The 21456-nt window shown below is 37.1% G+C and carries 15 protein-coding genes, 4 tRNA genes and 3 pseudogenes; 12 read left to right on the forward strand and 10 right to left on the reverse strand.

The genetic code is table 11. The features are described from left to right. Positions 1–49 precede the first annotated feature (49 nt). From rsxD to BTN50_RS07840, 6 genes and pseudogenes are all read left to right on the forward strand, one after another. Positions 50–1111, forward strand: coding sequence for an electron transport complex subunit RsxD (gene rsxD, locus BTN50_RS07815; RefSeq protein WP_096619719.1), 1062 nt, complete (start codon positions 50–52; stop codon positions 1109–1111). Beyond that, positions 1108–1740, forward strand: a complete 633-nt coding sequence (gene rsxG, locus BTN50_RS07820; RefSeq protein WP_096619720.1) for an electron transport complex subunit RsxG — start codon at positions 1108–1110, stop codon at positions 1738–1740. The genes rsxD and rsxG overlap by 4 nt, the downstream gene beginning before the upstream one ends. After that, positions 1737–2396: an electron transport complex subunit E gene (locus tag BTN50_RS07825; RefSeq protein WP_096619721.1), complete on the forward strand. Its 660-nt coding sequence runs from the start codon at positions 1737–1739 to the stop codon at positions 2394–2396. The genes rsxG and BTN50_RS07825 overlap by 4 nt, the downstream gene beginning before the upstream one ends. A gap of 1447 nt (positions 2397–3843) precedes the next feature. After that, positions 3844–4971 (forward strand): bifunctional chorismate mutase/prephenate dehydrogenase, encoded by a 1128-nt coding sequence (tyrA, locus tag BTN50_RS07830; protein WP_096619722.1) that lies wholly within the window; start codon positions 3844–3846, stop codon positions 4969–4971. 1062 nt (positions 4972–6033) lie between these two features. Beyond that, a pseudogene (locus BTN50_RS07835) lies at positions 6034–6759 on the forward strand (transposase). Positions 6760–6993: 234 nt separating this feature from the next. Continuing rightward, positions 6994–8343, forward strand: a complete 1350-nt coding sequence (locus BTN50_RS07840; RefSeq protein ID WP_096619723.1) for a dihydroorotase — start codon at positions 6994–6996, stop codon at positions 8341–8343. 577 nt (positions 8344–8920) lie between these two features. On the opposite strand, the pseudogene BTN50_RS07845 reads toward BTN50_RS07840, so the two are convergent. Beyond that, a pseudogene (locus tag BTN50_RS07845) lies at positions 8921–9832 on the reverse strand (IS5 family transposase). A gap of 374 nt (positions 9833–10206) precedes the next feature. Between BTN50_RS07845 and BTN50_RS07850 the strand changes: the two are divergent. Beyond that, entirely contained in the window at positions 10207–10617 is a 411-nt protein-coding gene (locus BTN50_RS07850) for a flagellar basal body-associated FliL family protein (protein ID WP_096619724.1), read from the forward strand. 75 nt (positions 10618–10692) lie between these two features. On the opposite strand, the gene BTN50_RS10265 is transcribed toward BTN50_RS07850, so the two are convergent. Beyond that, positions 10693–10833: a hypothetical protein gene (locus BTN50_RS10265; RefSeq protein ID WP_161493001.1), complete on the reverse strand. Its 141-nt coding sequence runs from the start codon at positions 10831–10833 to the stop codon at positions 10693–10695. A gap of 164 nt (positions 10834–10997) precedes the next feature. Between BTN50_RS10265 and BTN50_RS07855 the strand changes: the two are divergent. Together BTN50_RS07855 and fabV are read left to right on the forward strand one after the other, a co-directional pair. Then, a pseudogene (locus tag BTN50_RS07855) lies at positions 10998–11874 on the forward strand (IS5 family transposase). 19 nt (positions 11875–11893) lie between these two features. Further along, entirely contained in the window at positions 11894–13096 is a 1203-nt protein-coding gene (gene fabV, locus BTN50_RS07860) for an enoyl-ACP reductase FabV (protein WP_096619725.1), read from the forward strand. Positions 13097–13215: 119 nt separating this feature from the next. Here fabV and BTN50_RS12505 read toward each other — a convergent pair whose 3' ends face one another. Both BTN50_RS12505 and BTN50_RS12510 read right to left on the reverse strand, forming a co-directional pair. Continuing rightward, positions 13216–13356 (reverse strand): hypothetical protein, encoded by a 141-nt coding sequence (locus BTN50_RS12505; protein ID WP_394336792.1) that lies wholly within the window; start codon positions 13354–13356, stop codon positions 13216–13218. 426 nt (positions 13357–13782) lie between these two features. Then, complete coding sequence (locus tag BTN50_RS12510) at positions 13783–14145, reverse strand: transposase (protein WP_394336799.1); 363 nt, start codon at positions 14143–14145, stop codon at positions 13783–13785. Between the two features lie 169 nt (positions 14146–14314). Between BTN50_RS12510 and BTN50_RS11570 the strand changes: the two genes are divergently transcribed. Together BTN50_RS11570 and prfC are read left to right on the forward strand one after the other, a co-directional pair. Beyond that, the gene (locus BTN50_RS11570; protein ID WP_096619726.1) at positions 14315–14488 is read left to right on the forward strand and encodes a transposase; all 174 of its coding nucleotides are present in this window, start codon (positions 14315–14317) and stop codon (positions 14486–14488) included. A gap of 577 nt (positions 14489–15065) precedes the next feature. Next, the gene (prfC, locus tag BTN50_RS07875) at positions 15066–16652 is read left to right on the forward strand and encodes a peptide chain release factor 3 (protein WP_394336793.1); all 1587 of its coding nucleotides are present in this window, start codon (positions 15066–15068) and stop codon (positions 16650–16652) included. Between the two features lie 1415 nt (positions 16653–18067). Here the strand turns inward: prfC and BTN50_RS07880 are convergent. The 6 genes from BTN50_RS07880 to BTN50_RS12520 form a co-directional block, all read right to left on the reverse strand. Further along, positions 18068–18154 (reverse strand) — tRNA-Leu (locus BTN50_RS07880). Positions 18155–18232: 78 nt separating this feature from the next. Beyond that, positions 18233–18308 (reverse strand) — tRNA-Gly (locus tag BTN50_RS07885). Between the two features lie 32 nt (positions 18309–18340). Further along, positions 18341–18417: transfer RNA gene (locus tag BTN50_RS07890), tRNA-Met, on the reverse strand. A gap of 136 nt (positions 18418–18553) precedes the next feature. Then, positions 18554–18627 (reverse strand) — tRNA-Cys (locus tag BTN50_RS07895). Between the two features lie 457 nt (positions 18628–19084). Next, positions 19085–19267 carry a hypothetical protein gene (locus BTN50_RS12515; RefSeq protein WP_394336794.1) on the reverse strand — a complete coding sequence of 61 codons (183 nt, stop codon included), beginning with the start codon at positions 19265–19267 and terminating at the stop codon, positions 19085–19087. A gap of 110 nt (positions 19268–19377) precedes the next feature. Further along, positions 19378–19572, reverse strand: a complete 195-nt coding sequence (locus BTN50_RS12520; RefSeq protein ID WP_394336795.1) for a hypothetical protein — start codon at positions 19570–19572, stop codon at positions 19378–19380. Between the two features lie 303 nt (positions 19573–19875). Here BTN50_RS12520 and asnS point away from each other — a divergent pair, with 303 nt between their 5' ends. Then, complete coding sequence (gene asnS, locus BTN50_RS07905) at positions 19876–21276, forward strand: asparagine--tRNA ligase (RefSeq protein WP_096619728.1); 1401 nt, start codon at positions 19876–19878, stop codon at positions 21274–21276. The last annotated feature ends 180 nt before the right edge of the window (positions 21277–21456 follow it).

Here is a 21456-nt window from a genome sequence, read left to right on the forward strand (position 1 = left end):
AATTAAATATAAAGCCGTTCAGCTTAACACATAACAAGGATAAATAATTGTGGCCTTTTTGATTGCCAGCAGCCCACACAGCCACAGTTGTAAAAGCACCTGTGACATTATGATGATAGTTATACTATGCACTTTGCCCGGTATTATTACGCTTTATTATTTCTTTGGCTGTGGTGTTTTGCTACAAGTAGCAATAGCCTCACTTACAGCAGTACTCGCAGAGGCTACTATAATTGCTCTACGTCGTAGGCCAATTATACATTATTTACAAGACAATTCAGCTTTGTTAGCTGGCCTCTTGATTGGCATTGCCGTTCCACCCTTTGCTCCTTGGTGGATAGCAGTCATTGGTACATTATTCGCTATCGCCATTGCCAAGCATTTATATGGCGGACTGGGACAAAATCCATTCAACCCTGCCATGGTCGCTTATGTCGTTTTACTAATTTCATTCCCTGTGCAAATGACCACTTGGCTTCCGCCTTTCTTTTTGCTTTCAACTCCATTGAGCATCATGGACAGCATGTCAACCATCTTTACGGGGTTCAGCACTGATGGTTTCAGTGTTAACCAATTGCTCCTTACTGTAGATGGCATCACCATGACAACACCACTAGATACGGTTAAAACAGCTATTATAACAGGAAGACCCATATCGGACGCTGTTCAAGAGTCAATATTCGGTGGATTCGTTGGCTTAGGCTGGGGTTGGGTAAACGTCGCATTTTTGCTCGGCGGCTTAATCCTACTAAAGCAAAAAATTATTTCATGGCACATTCCTATTGCAATGCTAGTGACCTTATTGACCTTCAGTGTTGTCGGTTATGCAGTTAGTCCAGATACTGTCGCGTCCTCACTTATTCATTTATTCTCTGGTGCAACCATGGTTGGTGCATTTTTTATTGCAACTGATCCCGTTTCAGCATCAACAACGACAACAGGTCGACTAATATTTGGGGCTATGATCGGCATGTTAATCTACCTCATCAGAACTTTTGGAGGCTTTCCAGATGGCGTTGCATTTGCCGTACTAATTGCAAATATGTGTGTACCTTTGATTGACTATTACACCAAGCCTATAACCTACGGCTATAAGAAGGAGAGCAAATGATTCACATCATGAAAAATAATGGAGGAATCCTTGCTCTCGCAGCGTTTCTTTCTACCGGGTTAATTGCAATCACCAATAGTCTCACAAAAGATACCATTACCGAGCAGCAACGTCTGCAATTGCTGCAAGTGCTAAACCAAGTGATTCCAACAGATATTCACAACAATATGCTGTCTCATCGCTGCACTTTGATTCCCAAACTACACTTAAACATTACCCAGCCAATGCCAGTCTATATTGCAATCAAGAATGGTAAACTGCTCGCTATGGCTGTTGAAGCAATTGCTCTTGATGGGTATAATGGGGCTATTAAAGTTCTCGTTGGCGTAGATACTAACAATACCGTTTTAGGTGTCCGCGTGTTACAGCATAATGAAACACCAGGACTAGGTGATAAAATTGATTTAAATATTTCTGATTGGGTATTATCGTTTAGTGGCAAATCAATCGAAAGTGTAACCGACAAACGCTGGGCTGTTTATAAAGACGGGGGGCAATTTGACCAATTCACAGGCGCAACCATTACGCCCCGCGCAGTAGTAAATACCGTTAAAAAAGTAGCATGGTATGCCAGTCAAAATAAAGACAAGATTATTTGCCAGCAAAATAATTATGAAGACCCACAATGAGTCCAAATAAAAAATTAATGAAAAATGGATTATGGAATAACAATCCTGTATTGATCCAACTGTTAGGCTTGTGTCCATTTTTGTCAGTGTCAGCAACAGTAGCTAATGCGCTTGGACTGGGTCTAACTACAACACTGGTATTGGTTGGTTCAAATCTGACTGTTTCATTGGTGCGCCAATATGTACCGAAAGAAGTTCGTATTCCAGTTTTCGTCATGATTATTGCCTCAATCGTCACCTGCGTCCAGTTACTAATGAATGCCTATGCGTTTAACTTGTATCAGTCTCTTGGAATTTTTATTCCTTTAATCGTAACTAACTGTAGCATTATTGGTCGAGCTGAATCCTTTGCATCAAAAAACACTCCAATACTCTCGATACTTGATGGTTTCTGGATGGGTATGGGCATAACAACATCTCTTGTTATTTTAGGCTCAATTCGAGAAGTACTTGGCAATGGAACACTGTTTAACGGCGCAGACCGCCTTCTTGGAAACTGGGCTGCAGGGATGCGTATTGAAATTTTTCATTTTAATAGCCCCTTCCTTCTTGCAATGCTACCACCAGGAGCTTTTCTAACGGTTGGTTTCTTGATTGCCGCAAAAAATATTATTGATACTAACAAAGCAAGGAATCCCAAAAAAAATTATACATGAATATATTTGTGCGCTTTTCGCAGATTAAAAACCTTCTTACGGCTGCAGAAGGAACAGTCAAAACAGCATTATGCTACTAAAATTTTTTCGTGCAATTTTTGAAACTAAAACTTGAAGAAGAAGTTCCAAGAGCTTTCTTCTCATCACCTAAATGCTAGTAATTATTGAGTATCTCAGTGAGGCTTTGTTTCGAATCAAAAACTACTTGAAGGGACACTGCGCTTAAGAAATCACAATGTTCACATTAGTAAAACCTTAGCATAATAAAAGCATTAAATAAGCTAACAGAGCTAAGTATGCCTAACACAAAAGCTGTTACCTAATAGTAAATTAGGTTGGGATTTACTATCTAAACGTGATTTTATCGTTTACATTAAATTAACAATAGTAGTAAATAAAATAGATGCAGTCTTGATGCAAGCATCTTCAATACATACTAGTATGATATACTAAGTGATATTTTTTGTAAAATTGAGTTCATATTGTACGCCTATATTTACATTTTAAGTTGCAATCATTGCTCGTATTGTTACAATATATCATTATGTCTTACAGTATAGAGAGAATATCAAGACATATGAAAGCATAGATAGAAGGAAGCCGTCTAGTCTACTGATCAACGTGCATGTTCAGGATGAAGCTGTTTTTTATTATATCAATGTAGTTGCGCCAAAAAGTTATCTCTTAAAATAAAAATATTTGCCTTTATTTACGATGCTAATGAAGCTATTAAAAATAACTAAAAATACTTTTAAATTTATATAGCGCTTAACTTTACATTAGTGAACAGACGGAAGTATTTCGTTAAGAACAGAAGTGCTAGACCTAATCTAACAATCAGTAGATGGTCAATTTGCTGAGTTAGATGATGATAAGAGCACGAACAATTAAACGTAAACCTACCGTGAAATAGTCAGTAATTTATTTTTTTAAATAGTACCCATGGCAATCTATCTACGGTAATTGATTCAATGATAATAATAGCTTCTGCATATCACTTCATAGATTTAAATAAAAAGAATTGTGCTACACTACTGACAATACAGGGAAAATCTAATCAATTATGTTATTTTTAACGATAGCTAACAAACAGATTTTAACTACGTTTATTTAACGAAACATAAAATGAAAGATGAAGGGTTTAAAGCGTCCCTAGCGGTAGACTGCAGCCACATAAATGCAAAAAAAATTTGCGTCGATAGTCGTTAGTCTCTGAATATATTTTTCATTCAATCCATTCAGGAAATAAAGCCATTATTGGTTTAATGGTAGACAATAATATCAATCAATCTAATCAATCAACAGAATTATCTTAGGGAAAGATAGCGTACAGTATCTCAATCATGGACGTATGCATTGATTAGCAAGATACGGAAAAAAAACTTATCCATGCGTACACCAAATTAACCCTATTTTTGGAACAGCATTCAAAAGGAAACTAAATTCAATGGTTGCAGAGTTGCTCTGTTTACGAGACCAAATTGATGAAGTTGATAAACAAATGATGGATTTGCTTGCACGGCGCTTGTCTTTAGTCGCTGAAGTTGGTGAAATTAAAAGTAAGTATGCCTTACCTATTTATGCCCCAGACAGAGAAGCTGCAATGCTGGCTTCTCGTCGTAAGGAAGCTGAGTCTCAAGGGATTCCACCTGATTTAATAGAAGATATTCTACGACGTACTATGCGAGAGTCCTATGCTAGTGAAAATAGTTCAGGATTTAAATGTTTGAATCCAGAATTACGCTCAATAGTGGTCATTGGTGGTCATGGTCGGTTCGGCAAGTTATTTTGTAAACTTTTTTATTTATCTGGTTACAATGTTAAAATATTAAATAATCATGACTGGGATTGTGCTGGCGAAATACTTATAGACGCTGGGATGGTTGTAGTAGCAGTACCTATTAATCAAACGGAAGCCATTATTCGTCAACTTTGTAACCTTCCTGACGACTGTATCCTTGCGGATCTAACATCGATCAAGAGTGCACCTCTACAAGCCATGCTGGAATCTCACGCAGGACCAGTTATTGGTCTCCATCCTATGTTTGGTCATGAGATTACGAGTCTTGCAAAACAGGTTATTGTATATTGTGATGGTCGAAACCCAGAAACATATCAATGGTTATTAGCGCAGTTCCGCATTTGGGGAGCAAATTTGCACCGTATTAGTGCGATTGAGCACGATCAAGATATGACTCTAATTCAGGCGTTACGTCATTTTACCTCATTTGTGTATGGCTTACATCTTGCAGCAGAAAATCCAAATCTATCACAACTCACTGCTTTAAGTTATCCAACTTATAGATTAGAACTCACCATGGTTGGGCGTTTGTTCGCACAAGATGCGCAGCTTTATGCTGACATCATTATGTCATCATCACAAAATATTAACATGATTAAGCGTTTTCATCGCCGTTTTGGCGATGCAATAAAATTTCTGGATAACCAAGATACAGAAGGTTTTATTGCCACATTTGGACTGGTGAAAAATTGGTTTGGAGATTTTGCACCGCTTTTTTTGAAAGAAAGCCAAAATCTATTACAGCAAGCTCATGACACTGCACAGTGTGATTAGATCTATGAGTGAAAGTGTTCTCCCGTTAATAGCATTCGAAAGTATCCTATTGAAACTTCTTTTTAGTCGCTTCAGTTACACTATTGACTCTATTACTTTGGTTAGTTTTGTTTTATCAATCAACTTTGTTTCCTAATTCAAGTTTAAATAGCAAATTTCAACATAATTCGCTATTAAATAATTACTTTTGTTTTAACCATACTTAGCCCTATTGGCTTATTTAACGTTTTATTATACCGTAAGTTTCACTAATCTGAGCATGCTGATTCCTTAGGTTTAATGTCCCTCCTAGTCGTTTATTAACTCAAAACATTTCCGTCTCTGATAAGGAATATTTGTAGCAATCATACCTCGTTTTCCAATACTGATTTGAACCGCATAACTTTTAATAATTGAGCCCGTCCATTACATGAATGACTTTGCTTTTAAAAAATTGCTCCTTTTTTGGTAGAATGAGTGAAACCTCTCATTTAATACAAACAATTTCGTAACATTGTCTGGGGATGATAAGCTCTATCACTTGATATATTATTGATTTTTCAGAGAGTCTGTTTAAGTAAATTAGGTAGTATATAACCATCAGTCACATTTGATGCACTTAACTTAGCAGCAATGATTTCATACATATTTATATCTATTACTAAATGTCACTTGTACCAGCCTCGCCATTTTTGATTAGTACCATGCTTTTTACTTTACATTAGAGACTTGGTTTTTTAATTCGACTTCAGATAGCATAACCCTACATAATTCACGATTAAACAATCGCTTTCATATTAAGCATACATAACTTTGCTAGCTTATGTAATGCTTTTATCATGACGTTGGTTTCACGAACCTGAGTTATGTGATTTCTTAGACTCAATGTGCATATTAGTAGTTTTTTGACTCGAACTACTACAGTCTCTACTATGAGAGGTTTATGGTAACCTGCTTTATTTTTTAAATTAGGGAACTAAATTTTTAATTGAAACTTTAAACAGTTAGACTCACTAAAATATTCAGATCTATGAATAATTTAGCTGCAAAGCAACTAACTGAAAGCAGTACAACCAAACTTTAATCAATCGCAGCTAACTAATATTCTGGATTAATAAAGCAGCTATTCAGCTATGAAATCAAACTGAGCAGAGTAATCATGGGAGACCCTGTTTATTTAACGACTTAGCCATCACGACGGCCCTCATAGTTAGATGCATATTTTCAATGCCATTATCATACCCTCATTATTCATGCATGAGCAAGCGAGTTAAAACAGTTAACGTCACGTTCAAAGTGAACGAATAAAGGAATGCACAGGACTTAGCCATTGATTATACGGGCCTGCAAAGCAATGGTGAAAGAGAGTAACGAGTTTAGCATAAGTTACATTTAGTGGTAGATATAAATATGCATGAAACCATTACTGTTATGTTCGATGAATTACATATGATTGACGGTGAAGTGCTACCTAATTTACTCAAATAGACCCACCTAAAAATCAATGAAATATCAGGCGATGGTGCTTATGATACCAGACAATGTTACAAAAACATTCGTATTAAACGAGAGGTTCCACTCCTCCCATCAAAAAAATATAATTTTTGAAACCAAAGTTAACCATGTAATTGAATGGCCAGTTACCGACAGTTATATGGTTCAAATCAGTATTGGAAAATGAAGTATGATTATTATAAACACTCCCTATTAAAAATGACAATATTTTAAATTAAAAAACGACTTGGAGGGACATTGAACTGAAGGGCTCACCATGCTCAGATTAGTGGAATCTGCGTCATGATAAAATAGTTCAATAAGCTGACAGGACTAAGTATGCCAAAATGAAAGCGCTTGTCTAATAGTTCATCAGGTTGATGACTTACTATCTGAACTTGCATTAAGAAATAAAGTTTATGCATGCTGATGAATGAAATCATTTGCGTTAAAATGTTACCAATCACTTTAAGGTGTTTTCTTGAATATCACAAGTTATCTTGGAATTACTGGGAATCAAACTACAACTAGCACTAGTAAAGGACCCCAATGATCATTTTATTGTTTAAAAATGCGACGATCGTCAATGAAAATCAAATCTTCGAATCTGACTTGCTTGTTGAAAATGGCCGCATTACTAAGATTGCAAACGATATTAAGGCACCAACAGATTGCCGCGTTATTGATGCTACCGGTAAACACCTTATTCCAGGTATGATAGACGACCAAGTACACTTTCGAGAACCAGGACTCACCCATAAAGGTGAGATTAAAACAGAATCAAAAGCAGCTATCGCTGGTGGCATTACCACTTATATGGAAATGCCAAATGTCAACCCGCAAACGACAACCCTTCAAGCACTTGAAGAAAAATATGCCCGCGCGTTAGATAAAAGTTTTGCGAACTACGCTTTCTACCTAGGTGCAACCAATGACAACATTCACGAAATACGCAAGCTAGATCCAAACCAAGCATGTGGTGTAAAAATATTCATGGGTGCATCAACGGGTAACATGCTCGTTGATAGCGAAAAAACTTTGGCAAAAATTTTCGCTGATTGCCCAGTGCTAATCGCAACCCATTGTGAAGACACACCAATGATTGCGCAGCTTGAAGAAATCTACCGCAATAAATACGGCGAAAACATACCAATGCATGAACACGCACGTATTCGTTCTTCAGAAGCATGCTTAAAGTCATCACAACTGGCAGTAGAGCTAGCCAAAGAATACGGTACTAACCTACATGTTCTTCACCTAACCACTGCAGACGAACTTTATCAGTTTGAACCAGCTAAAACGCTGGAAGAATTGGTAAACAAGCAAATCACCACAGAAGTATGTATACATCATCTATTTTTTAATCGCAACGATTACGAACGCCTTGGCAGCCAAATCAAGTGTAACCCTGCAGTGAAAGAAGAAGACGACCAGAGAGCACTGATCCGAGCGGTGAAAGACGGTATAATTGATATTATTGCAACTGATCACGCACCGCATACGTGGAATGAAAAACAAACCACATATTTTAATGTTCCATCTGGTCTGCCACTTGTACAACATGCATTGCTATCAGCGTTTGAATTTTACCATCGCGGCATCTTTAGCCTGGAACTTGTAATTCAAAAAGCATGTCATGCTCCTGCTGTGCGCTATCAAGTAAAAGACCGGGGCTTCATTCGTGAAGGCTTTTGGGCTGACCTGGTACTGATTGACTTACAAAGCACAGAAACAGTGATGAAAAACAATATTTTTTACAAATGTGCATGGTCACCATTTGAAGGATACACGTTCAGCACGTCAATTAACATGACCGTGTTAAATGGAAATGTTGCATTTGAAAACGGAGAACACTGTGAACAACGTTTCGCACAACGTTTGGAGTTTGATCGTAGATAATCCAATTATTGTTAACGTAAGAAAAGAACAGCGAGCATCAAAAAGCAAAGATCTATTCCTTTTGTTTTTGTAACGGATGCAAACGCGCCTAACCAATATATTGCTAGAAACATAACACTCTTTAATACACAATCTAGGGCTCTGTTTTCTAAACCAGGTGACTTAATTAGTAATCTATGTTTTAAACAGCTAGGTGCACTTAAATATGCAGGTTTATGAATAAATTTCGCTGAAAAACAACTAATTGGGAACGGTATAATCAAGTTTTAATTAATAGTAACTAACTAATTTTTTGGATTGATGAAAAAGCCATTTAACTATGGAATCAAATAAAGCCAAGTGATCATAAAAAACTTTATTTTTTAGCAACTTAGCCATTATGTTTGCATAGTCAAATGTGTGTTTTCAATGCCATTCATAGGTCTACTATAATCTACTACTTTTATTTTTAAACTGATTCAACTACTGTTATTATACCTCATTATTCATGAATTAGGAAACGAACAAATACGGTGAACGTTACGTTCAAGGAGCTTAGTTTCCTAATTCGACTTCAGATAGCAAATCCCAACATGATTCATTCTTGGACAGTCGCTTTTGTTTTAAGCATACCTAGCACTGTTAGCTGATTTAACGCTTTCATCACAGTATAGGTTTCGCTGATCTAAGCATTATAATCTCTTAGGCTCAATATTCTTCCGAGTAATTTTTGACTAAAATATGACCATTTTTGCTAAAAAGGTTTATGGTAACCACACTCCGTTTTCCATTGTAGATTTGAACTGTACAACTGCTGGGAACTGACAACTAAATTATATAGATGACCTCATTCCCTGAAAGTTGCTTCTTTTCTTAGTGGGGCGTGTAGAATCGCTCGTTTAATATGAACAGTTTCGTAACATTATCTGATGCCGTACGAACTATAAAATAATATTTCATTGATTTTCAGCTGGGTCTGCTTGAGCAAGTTAGGGAGTACTCCACCATCAGCAACCTTTGATGCATTCAATTCAACAACAATGATTTCATGCGTATTTATACCTATCACTACATATAATTTGCGTCAAATTCTAGCCGGTTCCCATCAGTGCCATGCTTTTTTGACTTCTCACTCGCCTTCATCGCAGACTTGAAGCTCCGTAGCATTAATGACTGAGGGCAGAATGGTTCTTTTAGTCTTCGTCTTGAACTTAATGTTAACCATTTTGACTCACTTATTATTGCATGATAATGTCAGTTGAACAAGTTTGAAAACAGAATTAATAAATCCTTGCAGACCTCTCAATAGCATTGAAAATATGTGTTTAATCATGAAAATCGTCGTAACCCCTAAGTCACTAAATAAACGAAGTCTTCCATTATTACTCTGCTCAGCTAGGTTCCATAGCTGCATAACTTTTTCATAAATTCAAAATGTTAGTGAGCCCCGATTGATTAAAACTTGATTATACTGCTTCCAGTTCGTTATTTTATAAAGTAGTTTGTTCATAGACTCGAGTATTTAAGTAAATATCGCTGTTTAGCGCGTAGATTGATAATCTAGTTCTCTGATTTAGAAAATCAAGCTTATCTGAACTCAAATTAGGAAATAACACTTGTATACGATACACTTCCCAAGAATAGACACACTGTTGACAAACTCTATACGTAACCGTATTAAAAGGAAGAATTTGACCCACCGCACTCGCTTTAAAATTAAAGAAAATGCATGATAAAGTCATTCGTACCTTCATTGAACATGAGTATTACCTTTCAATCACTGTTAATTATTGAATACATGGCCCTATTGCATATAGCTGATTATTGTCACGCACAGCTAACCTACTACAGAAAACTCATTACATCCGAGATTTGGCAAAAAGCATGAAAAAATATTTAATTTTTTTACACACTCTGTTCATTACAATATTAATATCATCTATATCTATGGCGAAAGAAAAAGAAAATACACCAAAATTTAACTACTTCACACTTGAACCTGACATCACCACTAATTTTATCACTGAAGGGCATAAACTTGGATTCATCAATATACGTGTTGACTTAATAGTCGATGACATCATGTTGATCCATATGTTGGAATATCACCAACCATTAATACGAGATACCATTATTAAAGCGTTGGGTCAGGAAAGTGAAGTACGAGTAAAGTCCTTATCAGGACGTGAAGCAATCCGTAAAAATTGCTTGGAAAAAGTTAATGAAATTCTACTTGCAGAGACTAAACAGAAAGTACTAGTCGACCTTCTGTTTACTATGTATTTGTACCAATAAATAAAGCATACCGGCCATGCATTAGACTTTGTTTCCTAATGCTTATTTAGATAGCAACCTCAATATGATTAACTATTAAACAATCACTTTTATTTTAGCCATACCTAGTCCTGCCAGCTTATTTAACGCTATTATGATAGCGTAGATTTCGCTTATCTGAACTGTATGATCCCTTAGGCTCAATGTTCTTCCCAATGTTTTTTTGACTTGGAACATTGCTATCTCTGCCAAAAAACATTTATGTAACCGACTTTATTTTCTCAATTAGATAACTAAATTTTTAATCAACACTCTAAACAGTTAGATTAACTTAAATATTTAAATCTATGAACCAGCTTAGCTACAAAGCAACTCACTGGAAGCAATATAATTAAGTTTTAATCAACCGGGGCTCACTAAAATTCTGAATTCATGAAAGAACCATTCAGCTATGGAATAAAACTAAGCAGGGTAATCATGGAAGACTTCGTTTATTTAATCACTTAACTATTATAATGGCCCTCGTGGTTAAATGCGTATTTTCAATACTATTGAAAAGTCTGCAAGGCTTCATTAACTCTATTTTTAAACTTGCTCAACTTCCATTTTCATGCCCTCACTATTCATGCATTAGCAAGCGAACCAAAACAGTTAACGTCGCGTTCAAAACGAAGATTAAAGGAGTTATCCAGCATTTAGCCATTGCTGCTACAGGGCTAAAAATCTACGGTGAAGGAAAAGAGAAAATAAAAAAACATGACACTAATAAGAAACTACTAGCCTGCCACGAATTCCATATAGCAATAAATATAAATACACATGCATGCAATAACTACCGCTGAGTTGAGTGCATTAAATGTGGCTAACGGTGAAAGACAACCTAACTTACTCAAACAAAGCCGCTTAAAAATTAATTTGATCTCAGGCGATGGTTGCTTACGAGACTAAACAATGTTATAGGACCGTTTGTATTAAACGAGCGGTTCCATTCATCCCACCACGAAAGGGAGAAATTTTTTAAAAACAATCTCATCCGCGTAATTTAACGGTCAGCTACTCTAAGTTATACGGTTCCAATCAGCATTGAAAAACAAAGTATGATTACTATAAATGCTTTCTATCAAAGAAGGCAATGTTTCGAGTCAAAAAACTACTGGGAGGAGCATTGGACTTAAGAGATCACATACTCAGATTAGCGAAACCTATGCCATGGTAAAAGTGTTAAATCAGCTGATAGTGCTAAGTATGCCTAAAATGAAAGCAATTATCCTAAGTTAAACTGTAAGGAATATTAAATATGGTTATTCAACCTAAAATTAGAGGATTTATCTGTACGACGACACACCCAGAAGGTTGTGAAGCTAACATCAAAGAACAAATTACATTTACTCAATCACAAAGTGCTATAACAAATGCACCTAAAAATGTACTAATCATTGGTTCATCAAGTGGCTACGGCATGTCATCACGCATTACGGCAGCGTTTGGCGGTGGGGCTGCTACTATCGGTGTCTTTTTTGAAAAGCCAGGCACAGAAAAAAAGCCAGGTACTGCTGGTTGGTATAATACAGCAGCATTCGATAAATTGGCTAAAAGAGAAGGTCTTTACAGCAAAAATCTGAATGGTGATGCTTTCTCCGATGAAGCAAAGCGTAAAGTTATTTCTCTTATTAAAGAGGACTTAGGGCAAGTAAATATGGTAATTTACTCTCTGGCATCTCCAGTACGTAAATTACCAAAAACTGGTGAAGTTATTCGTTCTTGTATAAAACCTATTGGAAATGCTTACTCTTCAACATCAGTCGATACCAACCAAGATAAAATTATTGAAGTACACATTGAGCCTGCAAACGAGCAAGAAATCCAAAACGCAGTCACTGTTATGGGAGGGCAAGACTGGGAGCTTTGGATGCAATCTCTAGCTGATGTTGGCGTTCTTGCTGATGGTTGCAAAACCGTCGCGTATAGCTATATCGGTACTGAATTGACGTGGCCGATCTATTGGAATGGCGTATTGGGCTGTGCAAAAATGGATTTAGAACGTGCAGCAAGAGTGCTTAACAAAAAGCTGTCAGCGACAGGAGGCACAGCAAATGTTGCCGTATTGAAGAGTGTTGTAACTCAAGCAAGCTCCGCAATTCCTGTGATGCCGTTATACATTTCAATGGTATTCAAAAAAATGCGGGAAGAGGGTGTTCATGAAAACTGCATTGAACAAATCTATCGTATGTTTAGTCACAGTCTTTACCGTGAGGACGGTGCCGCACCATCTGTAGATAATAAAAATCGTTTGCGTCTAGATGATTGGGAACTGCGCAAAGATATTCAAAAATATTGCTGCGAGTTATGGCCTCAGATTACTTCAGAAAACCTAAAAGAGCTGACTGACTATGCTGAGTATAAAGCGGAATTTTTGAAATTATTTGGTTTTGGTATCGACAGTGTTGATTACGATACGGATGTAAACCCAGAAGTTAACTTTGACGTTCAAATAATGTAAGTTATTTCGGCTATAAAACAAAAAAGCCAGCCTACATAGGTTGGCTTTTTTGTTTTATAGCCGAAATAACTTTATTGTTTACTTCGGGTTCAGATAGCAAATTTCAACATAATTCACTCTTAGACCATCGTTTTTATTCTAAGCATATGTAGCCCTGTTAACTTATTTGACGTTTTTATCATGGCGTAGGTTTCGCTAATCTGAGTATTATGATCTCTTAAGCCCAATGTCTCTCCCAGGAGTTTTTTAACTTGAAACATTGCCTTCTCTGATAGAAAGCGTTTATAGTAACCATACTTTATTTTTCAATGCTAATTTGAACAGTATAACTCTGGTAACAGTTTGCTAAGTTATGCAAATGATCTCTTTCCCAACAATTTGCACTCTTTTTTGGTGGGGGGCGTAGCACCAACCGTTTCATACGAACGATTTAGTAACATTACCTGGTGTCGTAAGCACCATCGCCTTATATCTCATTAATTCTGCACCAGGTCTGTTTGAACACATTAGGTAGTACTTTACCGACAGTCACATTTAATAAACTTAATTCAGTCGCAATTATTTCATGCGTATTTATAGCTACCGCTAAATGTGACTTATGCCAAACTCACCCTTTTTTATCAGTACTATGTCATTTTACTTTCATTCGCCTCCACCATAGACTGTGAGTCCCGTAGCATCCATGGTTAAACATTAAATGGCTCCTTTATTCTTCTTCTTGACCGTGACGTTAGCCGATTTAGCTCGCTTGCTAATGCATGAACAGTAGGGCATGGCCACGGTGGTTGAGCCGGTTTAAAAACAGAATTAATGAATCCTTGTAGACTTCTAGATAGTATTGAAAATGCGCGTTTAACCATGAGGGCCATCGTGATGGCTAACTCGCTAAATAAACGAGGTCTCCCATAATTACTCTGTTTAGTTTGATTCCATAACGGAATAATTTCTTCACCAACCCAAAATATTAGCGCACCACTGTTGAGTAAAACTTGATTATACTGCTCCCAATTAGTTATTTTATAGCGAAGCTTATTCGTAGACCTAAATATTTCAGTAAACCTAGCTGTTTAAAGTAGAGATTAATAATTTAATTTCCTAATTTAAGAAACAAAGCCACCTATCCATTACGACGATCCTCATGGTTAAACGCGCATTTTCAATACTCTCTAGAAGTCTACAAGGATTCATTAATTTTGTTTTTAAACCAGCTCAACCGCCATGGCCATACCCTACTATTCATGCATTAGCAAGCGAGCCAAATCGGTTAACGTCACAGTCAAGACGAAGGATAAAAGAACCATCCAACATTTAGCTATTGATGCTACGGGACTAAAAGTCTACTATGCGGACGAATGGAAAATAAAAAAGCATGGCACTGATAGTAAACGCTAAGTTTGATGCAAGTTACATTTGGGATGGATATAAATACACATAAAATTATTTCTGCTGAATTAAGTTCATCGAATATGGTTGATGATGGAGAGTCGCCTAATTTATTCAAACAGACCAGCTGAAAAATTGATAAGATCTCAAGCAATGATGCCTTACGACACTAAATAATATTACAAATCCGTTCGTATTACATGGTAATGCTACGCTCCCCCCCCACCAAGGAAGAGTGCAGCTTGTTGGAAACGAGGTCATCCGTACAATTTAGCAGTGAGTCACCAGAAACTATACGGTTCAAACTAATATCGGCAATCAGGTATGCTGACCATAAAAATTTTTTATTAAAGGTAGCAATGTTCCGAGTCAAAAAACTGTTCTAAGATACATGGAGTCTAAGGGATTATAATACCCAGATTAGTTAAATCTATGCAAGTATAAAAATGTCAAAGAGGCTGACAGCCTTGAAATACCTAAAACGAAAATGATCGTCTAATAGTTCATTATGTTGGAACTTGCTATCTGCACTAGAACTAAAAAACAAAAACCATACAGGGGTCTACATAAATAAGGCATAAGCTTGATGAATTCATATTTTATTCAACAAATTAAAAGACGCAGAACTTTTGCTATCATATCACACCCAGATGCAGGTAAAACAACGATCACTGAAAAAGTTTTATTGTTCGGAAACGCGATTCAAAAAGCAGGTACAGTGAAAGGTCGTGGTTCTAGCCAGTACGCAAAGTCTGACTGGATGGAAATAGAAAAAGAACGTGGAATTTCCGTCACTACTTCTGTCATGCAGTTTCCTTATAAAGACTGCTTAATTAATTTACTTGATACACCTGGACACGAGGACTTCTCTGAAGATACCTATCGAACACTGACCGCAGTCGATTCATGTTTGATGGTTATCGATGCTGCGAAAGGTGTTGAAGAGCGTACGTGTAAATTGATGGAAATTACGCGCTTGCGTAATACGCCAATCGTTACCTTTATGAATAAATTGGACCGCGAAACTCGTGACCCCATGGAATTACTAGATGAAGTTGAAAGTGAGCTGAGAATTGCATGTGCACCGATATCTTGGCCTATTGGTTGTGGTAAAGAGTTTAAGGGCGTTTATTACATTCACCGTGATGAAACGCTTTTGTATCAATCAGGACAAGGGCGCATTATACAAAAAAAACGTGTTATTAAAGGCCTGAACAACCCAAAACTTAATGTCGTAGTGGGTGAAAATTTAGCACTTCAACTGCGTGAAGAGTTAGAGTTAGTTATTGGTATATCTCATAAATTTAATCAAAAACTGTTTCTAAAAGGTGAGCTGACACCAGTTTTTTTTGGCACAGCATTAGGTAATTTTGGTGTTGACCATATGCTAGATGGATTGACCGATTGGGCGCCTCAACCATTAGCTCGTCAAGCACATGAACGCTTGATTGAATCAAATGAAGAAAAGTTCAGTGGTTTCGTTTTTAAGATTCAAGCAAACATGGATCCTAAACATCGTGACCGCATTGCATTTATGCGTATTGTGTCAGGCAAATACAACCGAGGCATGAAAATGAAGCATGTTCGTACTGGTAAGCTAGTTTCAATCTCAGATGCGGTTACTTTCATGGCTGGTGATCGTTCGCGTGCGGAAGAAGCGTTTCCAGGTGATATCATTGGTTTACATAATCACGGAACTATCCAAATTGGTGATACCTTCACTCAAAGTGAAAATTTTAAATTTTTAGGTATCCCGAATTTTGCACCAGAATTGTTCCGTCGCATTCATTTACGGGATCCGTTGAAGCAAAAACAATTATTGAAAGGGCTTGTTCAGTTATCTGAAGAAGGTGCTGTGCAAGTATTCCGTCCTCTTATCTCTAACGATCTGATTATTGGTGCTATTGGTATACTGCAGTTTGACGTAGTTGTAGCGAGGCTTAAATCTGAGTACAATGTAGAAACTCTTTATGAGCCTATTAAAATTGCTGCAGCGCGTTGGATCAAATGTTCTAATAGTAAAAAGCTGAATGATTTTCAACGCAAAAATCAAACTAATTTAGCGATGGATGGTGGGAATAACCTTACCTATATTGCACCAACCATGGTTAATCTTCACTTGACGGAGAAACGCCATTCTGATGTAATTTTCCTAGCAACTCGTGAGCACTAATTACTGGTAATATTTCAATACTAAGTATTGATATATTCGTTTTTATGAAGTTATAGTTATGGTTACTTTTGATATTACATCTGTTTGGATCAGCACACAAGTACAGTTTAAAAGCATAAAATAGAAATTTTATTTTCTCTTTTGAGTTCAAATAGCAAAGCTCAACATAATTAATGATTAAACAATCGCTTTCGTGTTAGACACGCCTAACCCGGTAAGATGATTTAACGTTTCTATCATGCTGGAAGCTTCGCTAATTTGAAAATAATGATCTCTTAACCTCAATGTTTTTCCGAAAAATTTTTAACCGAAACATTACCGTTCTCTAATAGAGAACATTTATGGTAATTGTACCTAGGTTTTTATGCTGATTGGAACCGTATAACTTCTGGTAATTGACCACTAAATTACTAGTCTAAATGAAACCGCTCATTTAATGCGAACGGTTTAGTAACATTGTTTGGTGTTGTAAGTACCATCAGCTGATGCTTCATTGATTTTTTCAGCGGGTCTATTTAAGCAAGTTAGGCAGCAACTTCACCGTCAGTCACATTTGATGTATTTAATTCAATGGCAATCATTTCATGCGCATTTATATCTACCACTAAATGTAACTCACATCAGACTAGTCGTTTTCTATCAGTATCATGCTTTTTTACTTGTCATTCGCTTTCACGGAGACTTTGAACCCCGTAGAATCAATGGTTAAAGTCGCTAAACAAACGAAGTTTACCATGATTACTCTGCTTAATTTGATTCTATAGCTGAATAGCTTCTTTATCCGTTCAGAATGTTAGTGAGTCACGGTTGATTAAAGCGTGATCATATTACTTCCAGTTGGTTATTTTGCAACTAAGATTGCTCATAGACTTGCATATTTAAATGGGCTTAACTGTTTAGAATGTTGATTGAACATTTAGTTCCCTTATTTAGGAAATAAAGCCGCCCACCATAAACGTTCTCTGGCAAATATGACAATGTTTTGGATCAAAAAATTACGTGGAGGGACATTGAGAACTTCAAAAATTACAGTGCTAAGATTAGCGAAACTTACGCCATAATAAAAACGTTAAATAAATTAATAGGCCTAGGTGTGTCTAAATCAAAAATAATTATTTCATAGTAAATTATGTTGCGATTTACTATCTACAGCTCAAATTAAAAAATAAAACTATTCTTTTAACATCTTCAAGTGTTTGTGTAGTTAATAGTTTTTGAAAACTATCAAATCATATTTTTAACATTGTGTCTATTGTTTATACGGAGTTCAGGTTTAACTACAAATAATAGACCTCTAAAAATCTTTAAAATAAAAAATTAAGTACTTTAAATGTTAGCCAGAATATTACAATAAATATGCTATTAAGATTCAAATCCGTATTATATTTAAAGATAATTATTTTCATTTCATATGATGGTGCCCCGAGCCGGACTTGAACCGACACGACGCGAACGTCGAGGGATTTTAAGTCCCTTGTGTCTACCAATTTCACCACCAGGGCATACGGAATTATATTAAGGCGATAGCTCATTATCGAAGTATGCATCTTGACATACCTCATATAAATAGAATTACAATTTGGAGCGACACACGAGATTCGAACTCGTGACCTCAACCTTGGCAAGGTTGCGCTCTACCAGCTGAGCTAGTGTCGCATATTATCCAGCATTAACTGAATAATAAAATATGGTTGCGGGAGCCGGATTTGAACCAACGACCTTCGGGTTATGAGCCCGACGAGCTACCAGACTGCTCCATCCCGCGTTCGTATTGCATCATTTTAGTATGATGTTAACTGTTTTATATCGATTGTCTGCTAAAAAAAGCAGCACATAAGGTTCAAATTCGTAACCTCAATTTTGGTAAAATTTAGCTCTACTGGCTAAGATAATATCACATATGGAGGCGCGTCACGGAGTCGAACCGAGGTACACGGATTTGCAATCCGTTGCATAGCCATTCTGCCAACACGCCTTTATTATCAGACTTCTAACGTCAAAAAAATTAAATAGACTATACACTCATATGGAAGTTACCTTCCTTTTGGGTACGTGTGGCATTTTACATAAATTTTTGAAGGTGTCACGCATTAATTATAACGTTTTTGTTCGTTTGCTTCTTTATCAACCAAATACGGTAAATATCAGCCACAATGATTAAATTTTAATATTTCTGCGTCTTTGCTTCCTAATGTGAGGTCAGATAACACATCCTGACATAATTTGCTATTATACCATCGTTTTCCTTTTAGGTCTACTTAGCTAGGTCAGCTTATTTAATGCTTTTTACCGTGGCATAGGTTTCGCTAATCTTAGCATTGTGATCCTTTAGGTTCTATGTCCCTCCCGCAGTCTTTCGACTGGAAACATTCCTGTCTCTAATAGAGAACGTTTATGGTAACTATACTTCGCTGATTAAAACCACATAGCTTCTAGTAACTAACCGTTACATTACGCAGATGACCTCGTTCCCCAAAAGTTGCTCCTTTTTTTGAAAAAATGAGTAGAAATGCTCGTTTAATACAAACGAGATTGTAAGTACTCTCGCCTGGTATTTCCTTAATTTTTCGGCAGGTCTGTTTGAGTACATCAGCTAACACTTCACCGTCAGTCACATTTGATATACTTAACTCAGCAACAATAATTGCACGCGTATTTATATCTAGACTAAATGTAACTTAGTCAAACTAGTCATTTTCCATCAGTGTCATACTTTTTTTACTTGCTATTCGCCGTCATCATAGACTCTTAGCCCTCGTATCCACAATGATAAGTGATGGATGGTTCCTTTACTTTTCGTCTTGAATGTGACGTTAACTGTTTTAGTTCGTTTGCTAATGCGTGAATAATGAGGGCATAACAATGACATTGAAAATACGCATTTAACTATGAAGGCCGTCATAATGGCTAAGTCGTTCAATACACAAGGTCTTCCATGATTATCCTAATTAGTTTGATTCCAGTCAGTTGTTTTTTAGTAAAGCTTGCTCAGAGACCTAAATGCTTAAGCGAACCTAGCTGTTTAGAGCGTAAATTAATAATTTAGTTCGCTGATTGAGAAAACAAAGCTGTATCTAATAGCAGAGCAGGTGATTTAAACACACATCTTGTTACAACGCTTGAAGCGTATCATAATACAGGTACACTCACGAGTTCAGATAAAAATTATTTCGCTTGATGAATGTCATCATCGCGTTATTCTCAACGGAGTGAAACACACATTATGAACTACATGCCTGTAGCAGACGTACTGCACGGCAAAACGAAAATTGGCTCTGAAGTCACTGTTCGTGGTTGGATCCGTACACGTCGTGATTCCAAAGCCGGTATTTCTTTTCTTGCCATTTATGACGGTTCTTGTTTTGACCCTATTCAAGCAGTTGTTCCCAATAGTTTAAATAATTATCAAAAAAAAATTTTACGTCTAACCACAGGGTGCTCTGTAGAAGTCACTGGTAAAGTTCAAGAAAGCTCAGGTCAAGGCCAAGTATTTGAACTGCATGCAACGCATGTCAACATAGTTGGTTGGGTTGAAGATGCCGATACGTACCCCATGGCAAAAACGCGCCACTCTATCGAATACTTGCGTGAAGTTGCTCACCTGCGTCCACGTACTAATGTGATTGGTGCGGTTGCACGTGTTCGTAACTGTTTGGCCCAAGCTATTCATCGTTTTTATCACGAAAAAGGTTACTTCTGGGTCTCTGCTCCGCTGATCACATCCTCAGATGCAGAAGGCGCTGGTGAAATGTTCCGTGTATCAACTCTTGACTTAGAAAACTTACCACGCACTGACAAAGGAACCGTTGATTTCAATGAAGATTTTTTCGGTCAAGAGACTTTCCTTACTGTATCTGGTCAGTTGAATGCAGAAGCGTACGCTTGTGCACTGAGCAAGGTTTACATCTTCGGCCCAACGTTCCGCGCTGAAAACTCAAACACTAGACGTCACCTAGCGGAATTTTGGATGGTCGAGCCTGAAGTGGCTTTCGCTGATTTAGATTATGTAGCAATACTGGCAGAAGACATGCTGAAATATGTGTTTAAAGCTGTACTTGCAGAGCGTCATGATGACCTTGAATTTTTCGCACAACGCATTGACAAAAGAACAATCACGCGCCTAGAAAATTTCGTCACTTCTAACTTTGCTCAAGTTGACTACACAGATGCAATTAATATCTTACTCAAATCTGGCCAAATATTTGAGCACCCTGTTGAGTGGGGTATCGACTTAGCATCAGAACACGAACGCTATCTTGCAGAGAAATACTTCGAAGCACCTGTAGTTGTGAAAAACTACCCGAAAGACATCAAAGCGTTCTATATGCGTATGAATGACGATGGCAAAACAGTTGCAGCGATGGACATTCTAGCTCCTGACATTGGCGAAATCATCGGTGGCGCACAACGTGAAGAACGTTTAGTCGTACTTGACGCTCGTATGCGTTCAATGAACATCAATCCAGAGAACATGAGCTGGTACCGCGACCTACGTCGTTATGGCACTGTTCCACATGCTGGTTTTGGTCTAGGTTTTGAACGCTTAGTGTCTTACGTGACAGGAATGGGTAACATCCGTGATGTAATTCCATTTCCCCGCGTACCCCATAGCGCAAACTTTTAAAATAATGTTTTTACATTAGATTGTCTTTGTATAGGCCACTGCGGAGCAGCTTTTTTTAGTCTCCGCATGTCTTTTGTAAAAATACGCCTAATACACCAATAATAACTCTACTATTCGTCGTTAAACTTGAACTTTTCTTGTAGTAGTAAATGTACAATATGCATTTCTGCATTTTTCTTT

The organism is Candidatus Enterovibrio altilux (genome assembly GCF_002381345.1).
Lineage (GTDB): Bacteria > Pseudomonadota > Gammaproteobacteria > Enterobacterales > Vibrionaceae > Enterovibrio > Enterovibrio altilux.

Coding starts and splice junctions, on each gene's coding strand:
- asnS (WP_096619728.1), top strand. CDS start 19,876: ATGAACTACATGCCTGTAGCAGACGTACTGCACGGCAAAACGAAAATT.
- fabV (WP_096619725.1), top strand. CDS start 11,894: ATGGTTATTCAACCTAAAATTAGAGGATTTATCTGTACGACGACACAC.
- BTN50_RS07840 (WP_096619723.1), top strand. CDS start 6,994: ATGATCATTTTATTGTTTAAAAATGCGACGATCGTCAATGAAAATCAA.
- BTN50_RS10265 (WP_161493001.1), bottom strand. CDS start 10,833: ATGTTCCAAGTCAAAAAAACATTGGGAAGAACATTGAGCCTAAGGGAT.
- BTN50_RS07850 (WP_096619724.1), top strand. CDS start 10,207: ATGAAAAAATATTTAATTTTTTTACACACTCTGTTCATTACAATATTA.
- BTN50_RS07825 (WP_096619721.1), top strand. CDS start 1,737: ATGAGTCCAAATAAAAAATTAATGAAAAATGGATTATGGAATAACAAT.
- rsxG (WP_096619720.1), top strand. CDS start 1,108: ATGATTCACATCATGAAAAATAATGGAGGAATCCTTGCTCTCGCAGCG.
- tyrA (WP_096619722.1), top strand. CDS start 3,844: ATGGTTGCAGAGTTGCTCTGTTTACGAGACCAAATTGATGAAGTTGAT.
- BTN50_RS11570 (WP_096619726.1), top strand. CDS start 14,315: ATGGCCATACCCTACTATTCATGCATTAGCAAGCGAGCCAAATCGGTT.
- BTN50_RS12505 (WP_394336792.1), bottom strand. CDS start 13,356: ATGTTTCAAGTTAAAAAACTCCTGGGAGAGACATTGGGCTTAAGAGAT.
- prfC (WP_394336793.1), top strand. CDS start 15,066: ATGAATTCATATTTTATTCAACAAATTAAAAGACGCAGAACTTTTGCT.